At 60.5% G+C, this 12266-nt stretch carries 11 protein-coding genes; 6 read left to right on the forward strand and 5 right to left on the reverse strand.

Annotated features, from left to right (window positions below):
* Positions 1 to 45 precede the first annotated feature (45 nt).
* The gene (locus M5G17_RS06060) at positions 46 to 1209 is read right to left on the reverse strand and encodes a type III PLP-dependent enzyme (protein ID WP_273892087.1); all 1164 of its coding nucleotides are present in this window, start codon (positions 1207 to 1209) and stop codon (positions 46 to 48) included.
* A gap of 646 nt (positions 1210 to 1855) precedes the next feature.
* Between M5G17_RS06060 and M5G17_RS06065 the strand changes: the two genes are divergently transcribed.
* From M5G17_RS06065 to M5G17_RS06075, 3 genes are all read left to right on the forward strand, one after another.
* Positions 1856 to 2344 (forward strand): sigma-70 family RNA polymerase sigma factor, encoded by a 489-nt coding sequence (locus M5G17_RS06065; RefSeq protein WP_273892088.1) that lies wholly within the window; start codon positions 1856 to 1858, stop codon positions 2342 to 2344.
* Positions 2345 to 2361: 17 nt separating this feature from the next.
* Positions 2362 to 3336: a FecR family protein gene (locus M5G17_RS06070; protein WP_273892089.1), complete on the forward strand. Its 975-nt coding sequence runs from the start codon at positions 2362 to 2364 to the stop codon at positions 3334 to 3336.
* Positions 3337 to 3444: 108 nt separating this feature from the next.
* Positions 3445 to 5883, forward strand: a complete 2439-nt coding sequence (locus M5G17_RS06075; RefSeq protein ID WP_273892090.1) for a TonB-dependent siderophore receptor — start codon at positions 3445 to 3447, stop codon at positions 5881 to 5883.
* 106 nt (positions 5884 to 5989) lie between these two features.
* Here M5G17_RS06075 and M5G17_RS06080 read toward each other — a convergent pair whose 3' ends face one another.
* Genes M5G17_RS06080 through M5G17_RS06095 form a run of 4 tightly spaced genes read right to left on the reverse strand, consistent with a single transcriptional unit; the run spans position 5990 to position 9426 of the window.
* Complete coding sequence (locus M5G17_RS06080) at positions 5990 to 7144, reverse strand: osmoprotectant ABC transporter ATP-binding protein OsmV (RefSeq protein WP_273892091.1); 1155 nt, start codon at positions 7142 to 7144, stop codon at positions 5990 to 5992.
* On the reverse strand, positions 7141 to 7788 hold the full coding sequence (locus M5G17_RS06085; protein ID WP_273892092.1) for an ABC transporter permease: 648 nt from the start codon (positions 7786 to 7788) through the stop codon (positions 7141 to 7143). The genes M5G17_RS06080 and M5G17_RS06085 overlap by 4 nt, the downstream gene beginning before the upstream one ends.
* A gap of 1 nt (position 7789) precedes the next feature.
* A complete protein-coding gene (locus M5G17_RS06090; RefSeq protein WP_273892093.1) occupies positions 7790 to 8698 on the reverse strand; it encodes a glycine betaine ABC transporter substrate-binding protein in 909 nt (302 codons plus the stop codon).
* Between the two features lie 14 nt (positions 8699 to 8712).
* Positions 8713 to 9426 carry an ABC transporter permease gene (locus M5G17_RS06095; protein WP_420793345.1) on the reverse strand — a complete coding sequence of 238 codons (714 nt, stop codon included), beginning with the start codon at positions 9424 to 9426 and terminating at the stop codon, positions 8713 to 8715.
* Between the two features lie 409 nt (positions 9427 to 9835).
* Here M5G17_RS06095 and M5G17_RS06100 point away from each other — a divergent pair, with 409 nt between their 5' ends.
* From M5G17_RS06100 to M5G17_RS06110, 3 genes are all read left to right on the forward strand, one after another.
* Complete coding sequence (locus M5G17_RS06100) at positions 9836 to 10204, forward strand: type II toxin-antitoxin system RelE/ParE family toxin (protein ID WP_273892094.1); 369 nt, start codon at positions 9836 to 9838, stop codon at positions 10202 to 10204.
* Entirely contained in the window at positions 10188 to 10517 is a 330-nt protein-coding gene (locus M5G17_RS06105) for an XRE family transcriptional regulator (protein WP_273892095.1), read from the forward strand. Before M5G17_RS06100 ends, M5G17_RS06105 begins: the two co-directional genes overlap by 17 nt.
* 109 nt (positions 10518 to 10626) lie before the next feature.
* Positions 10627 to 12210, forward strand: a complete 1584-nt coding sequence (locus tag M5G17_RS06110) for a peptide chain release factor 3 (RefSeq protein WP_273892096.1) — start codon at positions 10627 to 10629, stop codon at positions 12208 to 12210.
* Positions 12211 to 12266: the final 56 nt, after the last annotated feature.

Below are 12266 nucleotides of genomic sequence, written 5' to 3' on the forward strand. Positions count from 1 at the left end.
TTGTGCAATCGGCAAGGGCGCCGCTTGGCGCCCTTGCTCAGGTCGTTACAGGTAGTAAGCCTTCAGCGGGGGGAAACCATTGAACTCCACTGCGCTGTAGCTGGTGGTGTAGGCCCCGGTCGACAGCCAGTACAGGCGGTCACCGATCGCCAGGTTCAGCGGCAGGCCGTACTTGTAGTGCTCGTACATGATGTCGGCGCTGTCGCAGGTCGGGCCTGCGATCACCACTTCTTCCATCTCGCCTTTCTTCTCGGTCCAGATCGGGAACTTGATCGACTCGTCCATGGTTTCGATCAGGCCGGAGAACTTGCCCACATCGGTGTACACCCAGCGCTCGACGGCGGTACGCGATTTACGTGCCACCAGCACCACTTCACTGACCAGGATGCCGGCGTTGGCGATCAGCGAACGGCCAGGCTCGAGGATGATTTCCGGCAGGTCGTCGCCGAAGTCTTCCTTGAGAAAGCGGATGATTTCCTCGGCGTAGGTTTCCAGGCTGTTGGTCCGGGTGATGTAGTTGGCCGGGAAGCCGCCACCCATGTTGATCAGCTTGAGCTCGATGCCGTCTTCTTCTTTCAGGCGCTCGAAGATCACTTTCACTTTGGCGATCGCTGCATCCCAGACACTGATGTCACGCTGCTGCGAGCCGACGTGGAACGACACACCGTAAGGCACCAGGCCCAGATCGCGGGCGAGGATCAAGAGGTCCATGGCCATGTCGGTCTGGCAGCCGAACTTGCGCGACAGCGGCCAGTCGGCAGTGGTCGAGCCTTCAGTGAGAATGCGCACGTAGACTTTCGAGCCTGGGGCGGCCTTGGCGATGTTGCGCAGGTCGGCTTCGGAGTCGGTGGAGTACAGGCGCACGCCCTTCTCATAGAAGTAGCGGATGTCCTTGGACTTCTTGATGGTGTTGCCGTAGCTGATGCGATCGGCGCTGACGCCACGGCCCAGAACTTTGTCCAGCTCATAGATCGAGGCGATGTCGAAGCTCGAGCCCTTTTCCTTGAGCAGGTCGATGATTTCCACGGCCGGGTTGGCCTTGACCGCGTAATAGACTTTGGCGAATTCGAAACCGGCGCGCAGGTCATCATAAGCCTGGCTGATCATCTGAGTGTCGATGACCACGAACGGGGTTTCTTGCTTGTCGGCGAAGGCCTTCATCTTCTGAAAGGTATCGCGCGCGAAGTAGTCTTCGACCTGAATCGACATGCTTAGGGACTCCATGGGCAAACTGAAAAAATAAGTGGCTGCAACTGAACGTCCTCCGTATCCCCACTTTGGTTCGCCTACTTCCCAAGGCATGTCGCCGAAAGCAAAAAGGTCAACCGTGCGTGATAAAGCGGCTACGGGTGACCTTGCTGTCTCGTCGTCAGTACTTGAGCCGGATGGATCGTTTCCAGCATGGACGTTCGGCGCGAACTTTAGGACCTGAGGGGCTCAAGATCAACAAAAAATGTCGCGTTTTTGCATACGTCCGTCGCCCTGGTTTGGTCAGCCTCTTGGTAACCGACCCAGGTAAACAGTAGATGTTCAATTTGATGGTAAAAGCGTTAAAAATACCCGTATACGCTGGGATCTTTCGTAGAACACGCAAATGGATATGATCGTCGAAGTTGGTGGCGAAAGTGCTGCAAATATCGGGGATTTTCGGCCGCATGGTGGTTCTTCTGCGCGTGCGATTTCGAGGCAGCCGTTCAAATTTTTTTCCGCTCTGGCAGCCGGTTAGCCACACACTTTTTTAAGCACTATTTTCGCCAACGGCGCTTCGTCGGCAGCGGCGATCTCCGATTGCCGGTCTTAATAAGAAACATTACTATTCGCGCCATTCCTCATCGCCTGCGAAGACTCCCGCACCGTGTCGCTACACAAAGGTTTTCTCGACCACTACCACGAGCTGATCGGCACCTGGACGCGCAAGTTGCGCAGTCGTCAGCAGGCCGAGGACCTGGCGCATGATGCATTTGTGCGGGTGCTGGAAAGCGACCAGGCCGAGGTCGAGCAACCACGGGCTTACCTGCACCAGACCGCGCGCAACATTGCGGTGGACGGGTACCGTCGAGAAGACCGCCGCCAGGCACTGGAACAGGACGCCTTCGAGTCGAGCGCCAGTGCCAGCGGCGATCCGGAGGCCTATGTGAATGCCATGGAACTGGCCGATAGCGTAGAGCGCGCCTTGGCTGAACTGCCTCTCAACTGTCGGCGGGTGTTCATCTGGCAGAAACTCGAAGGTTTAACCCAGGCCGAGATCGCCGAGCGCATGGGCTTGACCAAGAACATGGTCGAAAAGTATATGATCCGCACGCTCCGGCATCTGCGTGAGCACCTGGATGTGTCGACGAGATGAGTCAGGCGAGTATTTTCATGAATCAGGACGCGTGCCGCTGCGGCAGCGAAGCCGTGCGCGAGCAGGCAGCCCTTTGGTTTGCCCGCAGCCGCGAGGGTGCCCTGGCACCGGCAGAGCAGGGCGAGCAGCAGCGCTGGCTGGCCGAGCACCCCCAGCATCAATACGAATTCGATCTGCTTGGCACGCTCTGGAGTGCTGCCGGGCAGGTGCCACGGGCCCGTCTTGAGGCCCTTTGCCAGGCCGATCCGGTGAGCCGGTTGCCACGTCGGCGTTTTATCCGCAACGCGCTGGCCGCCGGTCTTGCGACTCTGGCGCTGGGCTTGGGCTGGGCGGGCTGGCAGCAGCATCAGCTTAATTATCAGGGCCAGATGCAGACCGTTCTGGGCGAGCGACGTCAGCTCGACTTGCCCGATGGTTCACAGCTTGAAATCAACGGCCGCACGCAACTGGTCGTGCAGTTCAGCGCCGGCCAACGGCGCATCGAGCTGCGTGAAGGCGAGGTGATGTTCAGCGTCGCTCACGACAGTGCGCGGCCTTTTGTGGTCAGCACGGGTAATGGCACGGTGACCGTGACCGGCACCCGCTTCGATGTTCGTAAGGACCCTGCGCAAACCCGCGTAGCGGTCGAGCATGGCTCGGTACGGGTCGAAGGTCGCGATGCTTCCAAGGCCCTGCTCAGCGCTGGCCTGGGTTCGCATATTGATAGCAAAGGCCAGGTGGCTGCGCCCTATGCAGTGGATGCCGCCGCACTGACCGCCTGGCGCAACGGTAAGCTGGTGTTCAACGATGCGCCGCTGAGCGAGGTGGTCAAGGAAGTCTCACGCTACCGGCAACACCCGCTGCGTGTCGCTCCCGGAAAAATTGCCGCGTTGCGCCTGAGCAGCACCTTCAGTGCTGACGATACCGACGCCTTGTTGCGGGCGCTGCCAAGCATCCTGCCGGTAGCGATCAAGGCCCATGCCGATGGCTCCAGCGAAATAATCGCCAAATAGATTCAGGTTTTTTTTCAGTTGTTCGTCTTCCTGGCCAACTGCAACTGCCAAGCATTTCCATTTGCATGGCATTGACATCTGTATGGACCTTCAGGACCTCTTGACGACGTGAACAACAACAAATTTTCCCCGCGTTCTTCCCGCTGGTTGCCTTTGGCCCTGGCACTGGCTGTCAGCGGTGGTATTGCCAGCAGCTACGCCGCACCGGCAGCCACCAGTATCCAGATCCAGGCTCAGCCCCTGGCGTCGGCGTTGAGCCAGCTGGGCCAGCAGACATCGCTGCAACTGTTCTTCAGCCCGGAGCTGGTGGCGGGCAAGCAGGCGCCAGCGGTCTCCGGCAACCTGCAAGCGGAAGAGGCCCTGCGCGCGTTGCTCGAGGGCAGTGGCCTGACCTACGAAATCTCCCAGGGCACCGTCGTCCTGCACCCGGCACAGACCGCCGGGACCCTGAGCACCGGCAGCCTCGAACTGGCCCCTACCGATGTCAAGGTGGTCGGCGACTGGCTTGGCAGCGCTGAGGAAGCCGTGGTGCAGAACCATCCTGGTGCCCGTACCGTGGTGCGCCGCGAAGCGATGATCGAGCAGGGCGCCTTGAACGTCCGCGACGTGCTGCGTGGTGTGCCGGGTGTTCAGGTGCAGGACTCCAACGGCACCGGCGGCAGTGACATCGCCTTGAACGTCGGCGTGCGCGGCCTGACTTCGCGGCTGTCGCCACGCTCCACGGTGTTGATCGACGGCATCCCGGCGGCTTTTGCCCCCTATGGCCAGCCGCAACTGTCGATGGCGCCGATTTCCTCCGGCAACCTCGACAGCATCGACGTGGTGCGCGGCGCCGGTTCCGTGCGTTATGGCCCGCAAAACGTTGGCGGGGTGATCAACTTCGTGACCCGGGCGATCCCCGAGAAAGCCACCGGCGAGCTGTCCACTACGATGGAAACCTCCCGCCATGGCGGCTGGAAGCATATCGAATCGGCGTTCCTCGGCGGTACTGCCGACAATGGCCTGGGTGCGGCCTTGCTGTACTCCGGGGTCAACGGCAATGGGTATCGCAGCAGCAACAACGACAATGACATCGACGATGTGTTGCTCAAGACCCACTGGGCGGTCACCGACAGCGACGAGTTCTGGCTCAACTTCCATTACTACGATGCCAAGGCCGACATGCCCGGCGGCCTGACCCAGGCCCAGTTCGACGACGACCCGTACCAGTCCGACCGCGACTACGACAATTTCAGCGGCCGGCGCAAGGATGTGTCCTTCAAGTACCTGCGCCAGATCGATGATGTCACCCAGTTCGAAGTGCAGACCTACTACACCGACAGCTTCCGTGGCAGCACCATCGCCGCCCGCGACCAGAAGACCCTGTCGTCGTACCCGCGCAGCTACCACACCTTCGCCATCGAACCACGGGTTTCGCGGATATTCTTCGCCGGCCCCACCACCCAGGAAGTCAGCGTCGGTTACCGCTACCTCAAAGAAGCGATGCACGAGCAGTCGACCCGCCTGGCACTGGTCAACAATGTGCCGACCGTCACCCCAAGCTCCGACGGCCATGTGTTCCAGGACCGCACCGGCGGTACCGAAGCCAGTGCCTATTACATCGATGACAAGATCGATGTGGGCAACTGGACCATCACCCCGGGTATCCGTTTCGAACACATCAACACCGACTGGCATGAGCGTCCGGTGCGCGGCACCAACGGCGTGCCGGTGCAGGAAAAGAGCCGCAGTGTGACCAGCAACGAGCCGCTGCCGGCGCTGAGCGTGATGTATCACCTGTCTGATGAATGGAAGCTGTTTGCCAACTACGAGACATCGTTCGGTAGCCTGCAGTACTTCCAGCTCGGTCAAGGTGGTAGCGGCGACCAGACTGCCAACGGCCTGCAAGCCGAGAAAGCCAAGACTTATGAAGTGGGCACGCGCTTCAACAACGGTACCTGGGGGGGCGAGCTGACTGCGTTCTACATCGACTTCGATGACGAGCTGCAGTACATCAGCAACGACATCGGCTGGACCAACCTGGGTGCGACCAAGCATCAGGGCATTGAAGCGTCGATACATTACGATTTGTCCGGCCTTGATCCGCGCCTGCAAGGCTTGAGTGCCAACGCTGGTTTTACTTACACCCGCGCCACTTATGAAGGTGAGATCCCCGGCTTCAAGGGCCGTGACCTGCCGTTCTACTCACGGCAGATCGTCAACGCCGGGCTGCGCTATGAGATTAATCGCTGGACCTGGAACCTGGATGCCTACGCCCAATCGAAACAGCGCGCACCGGGTACCGGCATGAATGCCGATGGCAGCTTCAACGGCAACTACATCACCGAGCCGAGTGCCGATGGCCAGTACGGTGACATTCCAGGCTACGTGACCTGGGCTGCGCGCGGTGGTTATGACTTTGGCAAGGAACTGTCGAACCTCAAGCTTGCGGCCGGGGTGAAGAACATCTTCGACAAGCAGTACTACACCCGCTCCAGCGACAACAACTCGGGGATCTACCTGGGTGAGCCGCGTACCTTCTATGTGCAGGCCAGTGTAGGATTCTAAACAGCAGGGGCCGCTGTCGCGGCCCATCGCCGGCAAGTCCGGCTCCCACAGGGTGGGTGGACACCGGACCCTGTGGGAGCTGGCTTGCCAGCGATGCTTTTAAAGGTCAGACCAGCGCTTCTGCCGGCGACACTATGCTGGTCTTGCCTCCCCGCGAACGCCCCGAACTCAGGTAGGCGGCAATCGATTCCTGGGTCACTTCACCGAGGAACACCTGTTCGGCGTCCAGCACCGGCAACCACGAACGATTGAACTCGTACATCCGTGACAACAGGATGCGCAGGTGCTCATCGTGCGCTGCGGTGGCGTTGAAGCTGCGCAGAAAATCAGCGCAGCTACCTTGTTGGCGATGCAGGTCGCGACGGCGCACGTAACCCCTGGCCTTGTTCTGCCCGTCGGTGACCACCAGGTAACGGCGGTCATGTTCGTCCATCAGTTCCAGGGCCTCGCTGACCGGTGTGTGCGGGCTGAGCGACGGCGCGTTGTCGGCGGCGTCTTCGGCACGCACCAGCAGCAGGCGCTTGAGCGTGCTGTCCTGGCCGACGAAGTTGCTGACAAAGTCATCCGCAGGATGGGCCAGCAGGGTGTCCGGATGGTCGATCTGGATCAGCTTGCCGGCGCGGAAAATCGCGATCTTGTCACCCAGTTTGATGGCTTCGTCGATGTCATGGCTGACCATGATCACGGTCTTGTTCAGCGCGCGCTGCATTTCGAAGAATTCGTTCTGAATCATCTCGCGATTGATCGGATCGACCGCACCGAAGGGTTCGTCCATCAGCAGCAACGGTGCTTCGGCCGCCAGGGCGCGGATTACGCCGATGCGTTGTTGCTGGCCACCGGACAACTCGCGCGGGTAACGCTGCAGGTACTGCTTGGGCTCAAGCTTGATCATGCTCATCAGCTCGCGGGCGCGCTCGTGGCATTTGTGCTTGTCCCAACCAAGCAGGCGTGGGACCACGGTGATGTTCTCTTCGATGGTCATGTTGGGGAACAGGCCGATCTGCTGGATCACATAGCCGATGCGCCGGCGCAGGGTCACTTCATCCAGGCCGGTGGTGTCTTCACCGTTGATCAGAACCTTGCCCGAGGTGGGCGCGATCAGGCGGTTGATCATTTTCAGTGTGGTGCTCTTGCCGCAACCGGAGGGGCCGAGGAACACGCAGATCTCGCCTTCATTGACGGTCAGGCTGACGGAGTCGACGGCTTTGACGTCTTTGCCATTGGCGTGAAAGGTCTTGCTGAGGTTCTGGAGTTCGATCATGGGCGCAGTCCTTTTGGAGTCAGGGAGCGTTGCAGGGCTTGCAGCAGCAGGTCGGCGAAGATGGCCAGCAGGCTCACCAGCACGGCACCGACCAGCAGCATCGACATGTCGCTGCGGCTGATGGAGGTGAGGATCAGCACGCCCAGGCCACCGGCGCCGATGGTCGCGGCGATGGTCATGACGCCGATGTTCATGACTACGGCGGTCCGCACACCGGCCAGGATCACCGGCACGGCGATGGGCAGTTCGACCATGCGCAGGCGCTGGCCGAAGGTCATGCCGATGCCGCGGGCGGCTTCACGGATGCCCGGCTCAACGTTGGTCAGGGCCAGGTAGGTGTTGCGCAGGATCGGCAACAGCGAATAGAGAAACACCGCAGTGATTGCCGGCAGCGGGCCCAGGCCCTGGCCGAACTTGGAATAGAACGGCAGCAACAGGCCGAACAGGGCAATCGAGGGGATGGTCAGCAGCACCGTGGCGCTGGCTTGCAAGGGGCCGGCGAGGGCTGGGAAGCGGGTCATGAGAATGCCCAGCGGCACGCCGAACAGGATCGCCAGGCTGACGGCGATACCGACCAGGGTGATGTGTTGCCAGGTCAGGTGCAGAACCTGGGCCCAGTCCAGGTGGGCGAAGGTATCGAGCATGTTATGGCTGCTCCTGTGCAGGTGGATGCTGGCGCAGGTACTGGGCGGCGACTTTGCCCGGGCTCTGGTGTTCGACATCGACCTTGGCATTGAGCTGGCGCATGGTCTGGTCGTCGAGCTGTTCGGCCAACGGCTTGAGCAGGCTGGCCAGATGCGGGTGGGCGTCGAGCACGGCCTTGCGCACCACTGGGGCTGCGGTGTAGTCGGGGAAGTAGTGCTTGTCGTCTTCCAGCAGCTTGAGGTCAAAGGCGCTCAAGCGCCCGTCGGTGGTGTACACCAGGCCGCTGAATACCTGGCCGTTGCGCAGCGCGGTGTAGACCAGACCTGCGTCCATCTGGCGGATATCGCGGCGGGTCAGTTGCAGGTCGTAGATTTGGCTCAGGCCCACCAGACCATCGGGACGGTTGGCGAACTCGGTGTCCAGGGCCACCACGTGAGTGCGGTCCTTCTCGTCGCGCAGCACCTGGTTCAGTTCGCTGATGCTGTTGACCTGCGGGTACTGCTCGGCGACCTTGCGCGGCAGGGCCAGGGCGTAGGTGTTGCTGAACTTCGAGGGGGTCAGCCAGATCAAGTCTTTTTTGGCGTCCAGTTCCTTGACCCTGGCGTAGGTCGCCTCGGCGCTGGGCATGCGTTCGTCGATATGGTTGTAGGAAACCAGCGAGACACCGGTGTATTCCCAGACCATGTCCAACTGGCCGGTTTCGTGGGCACTGCGTGCCAGGTTGCTGCCCAGGCCCCCGGTGATACGTACGTCGAAGCCGTTCTGGTTGAGGTACTGGGCGGTGATTTCAGCCAGCACCGTTTGCTCGGTAAAGACCCGCGCACCAAGGCGGATCACGGGTTTGCTCGCGGCTTGGGCAAATCCTGCGAACAGCAGGGCCGCGCCCAGTAACAAGGCGATTCTTTTCATGACAGCTCCTTCGCTTAGTGGGCCTGGCCGCGTTCAAGCCAACGGCGGCTGGACTGCGCCACCAGGGCGTCGAGCAGCAGGGCGAGCAGGGCGGTACAGGCCGCGCCGAGCAGCAGTTGCGGCTGATTGTTCAGGGCAATGCCGGGGAAGATCAGGCTGCCCAGGCTATTGGCGCCGATCAGGAACGACAGCGGTGCGGTCCCGACATTGATTGCCAGCGCCACCCGCACACCGCCGACGATGATCGGCACGGCGTTGGGCAACTCGACCCGCCAGAGACTCTGGCGCGGGGTCATGCCGATGCCGGTGGCGGCTTCCTTGAGCGAGGCGGGTACGTTTTTCAAGCCTTCGTAGGTGTTGCGCACGATCGGCAGGAGGGAGGCGAGGAACAGCGCGAAGATCGCGGGACCGGCACCAATGCCCAGAAAGCTCAGGGCAATGGCCAGAACGGCCAGAGGGGGGATGGTGTTGCCAATGTTGAAAAACTGCATGAAGCGTTCGGCGCGGTCGACCCGGTGCGGTCGACTCAAGGCAATCCCGGCGGGTATGCCCACGGCTAACGCCGCCACCATCGACAGCAACACCAGCATCAGGTGCGCTTGCAGGTAGAACCACAGATCGGCGCGGTAGTGCGCGATCGTCTCAATGCCGATCCAGTGGATCAGCAGGGCCAGGATGACGAGCACGAAGGCACATCCCATCAGCCCCTTGCCATAGCTTTTAGCCACAGGCGGACTCCTTTTGTTGTCGGCGAACACACTCCCGTGGCGGCCACCATTCCAGGCGGCAGGCAGTGTGATCGCGATAAGCAGCGCGTTGTCCGAAAACGGAGCGGAACACGCCATAAGCGAAGCCTCGTCAGGCTCGTAGTGCCGGTGAAACCAACCCTGACCAACGGTCATGACCGATTGCGTATCAGGGCAGTGGACGCCTCCACAGCCGTAAAGGTTCCCATCTGAAGCGGCGTTTGGCCAGCGTTAATCCCCGAAATTCATGGGGATTCATACGAAAAAACCAGATGTTTCCTCCTTGGAGCCTTTGACGCGTCTGCTATCCGGCCAATTCTCACAAGGCTCAACATTGCGGCGGAGAAATCATGATATTCACTTGAGGGAATATCCCTCTGGAGGTATTTTATTGCCATGGTCAATTCGATTCTGTCCTGAGTTCCTTGCCGATTTCGATGGGCTGGATGAAAGAGTTCAGGACGAGCTACTCGGTCAGCTGAGGGTGCTGGAGCATCGTGGACCCGCCCTTGGGCGTCCGCGGGTGGATACCTTGAAGGGATCTCGGCACCGCAACATGAAGGAGTTGCGGTTTGACGTGCAAAGCGGTGTCTGGAGAGTGGCGTTTGCGTTCGATCCCAAGCGTTGTGCCATTGTTCTGGTCGCAGGCGACAAGACCGGAGTCAGCCAGCAACGGTTTTACCGAAATTTGATCCGGCATGCCGATGAGCGCTTTGCCAGGTATCTATCAGGAGGTGTAGGACATGTCGAAAACACTTGATGAAGTCATCAGCAGCCTTGCCCCTGAACGACGGGCACGTGTCGAGCAGCGCGGACGTGAATTGATCCGTGAAGAAATGACCCTCCAGGCGCTGCGCAAGCAGCTTGAGCTTACCCAGGAAGGCATGGCCGAGCGTCTTGAAATCCGCCAGGCGAATGTTTCAAAGGTCGAGAAGCGTAGCGACATGTTGATTTCGACCCTGCGCAACTATGTGGAAGCAATGGGCGGTACGTTGGAACTGGTTGCGCACATGCCTGATCGCGGACCTGTCACCCTAGAAGGCTTCACTGACAGTTTGGCTGGACATAAGTAAATAGCGTACTGGTCGCTTCGTGCGACCGGCGGAGGCCTCAGGCTTTGGTCCCCGAGCGACTTCGGGTATGATACTGGCCCTTTTTGAATCACCTGCCAGGCGATTTCCCATGACCAACCAGGCCGCCGAAGTCGCGAAACGCCGCACCTTCGCCATTATTTCCCACCCCGATGCGGGTAAAACCACCATCACCGAGAAGCTGTTGCTGATGGGCAAGGCAATTGCCGTTGCCGGTACGGTGAAATCGCGAAAGTCCGACCGCCATGCCACCTCTGACTGGATGGAAATGGAGAAGCAGCGTGGTATCTCCATCACCACCTCGGTGATGCAGTTCCCCTATCGCGAACACATGATCAACTTGCTCGACACCCCGGGCCACGAAGACTTCTCGGAAGATACCTACCGTACCCTCACCGCCGTCGACTCGGCGTTGATGGTGCTCGACGGCGGTAAAGGGGTCGAGCCGCGGACCATTGCCCTGATGGACGTCTGCCGCCTGCGTGACACGCCGATCGTCAGCTTCATCAACAAACTCGACCGTGACATCCGCGACCCGATCGAACTGCTCGACGAAATCGAAGCAGTACTGAAGATCAAGGCTGCGCCGATCACTTGGCCGATCGGTTGCTACCGCGATTTCAAGGGCGTGTATCACCTGGCGGGCGATTACATCATCGTCTACACCCCGGGCCACGGCCACGAACGTACCGAGGTGAAGATCATCGAGAAGCTCGACTCCGATGAAGCTCGCGCTCACCTGGGTGACGAGTACGCGCGTTTCCTCGAGCAGCTGGAGCTGGTCCAGGGCGCTTGCCACGAGTTCGACCAGGGCGAGTTCATGCGCGGCGAGCTGACTCCGGTGTTCTTCGGTACCGCACTGGGCAACTTCGGTGTCGATCATGTGCTCGATGCCGTCGTCGACTGGGCGCCACGCCCGCTGCCGCGTGAGGCTAACGAGCGCAATGTCGAGCCGACCGAAGAGAAATTCAGCGGCTTCGTGTTCAAGATCCAGGCGAACATGGACCCCAAGCACCGCGACCGTATCGCCTTCATGCGCATCTGCTCCGGCCGCTACGAGAAGGGCATGAAAATGCGCCACGTACGCACCGGCAAAGACATGCGTATCGGCGACGCGCTGACCTTCTTCTCCTCCGAGCGTGAGCAACTGGAAGAGGCCTGGGCCGGCGATATCATCGGTCTGCACAACCACGGCACTATCCAGATCGGCGACACCTTCACCGAAGGCGAAGCTCTGGGCTTCACTGGTATTCCGCACTTCGCCCCGGAACTGTTCCGCCGTGTGCGCCTCAAGGACCCGCTCAAGTCCAAGCAATTGCGCCAGGGCCTGCAGCAGTTGGCCGAAGAAGGCGCGACCCAGGTGTTCTTCCCCGAGCGCAGCAACGACATCATCCTCGGCGCCGTCGGTGTGCTGCAGTTCGATGTGGTCGCCAGCCGCCTGAAGGAAGAGTACAAGGTCGAGTGCGCCTACGAGCCCATCACCGTCTGGTCGGCGCGCTGGATCAGCTGCGACGACAAGAAGAAGCTCGAGGAATTCAAGAACAAGGCCGTGGAAAACCTGGCCATCGACGGCGGTGGTCACCTGACCTACCTGGCCCCGACCCGGGTCAACCTGGCGCTGATGGAAGAGCGTTGGCCGGATGTGAAGTTCCGTGCGACCCGCGAGCATCATTGATCTGCCAAACCCCGCCCGGGCACGCCCAGCGGGGTTTTTTTCGGCCTGTTGGCAGC

Origin of the sequence: Pseudomonas rubra (assembly GCF_028656935.1) — a bacterium.
In the GTDB taxonomy this organism is placed as follows: domain Bacteria; phylum Pseudomonadota; class Gammaproteobacteria; order Pseudomonadales; family Pseudomonadaceae; genus Aquipseudomonas; species Aquipseudomonas rubra.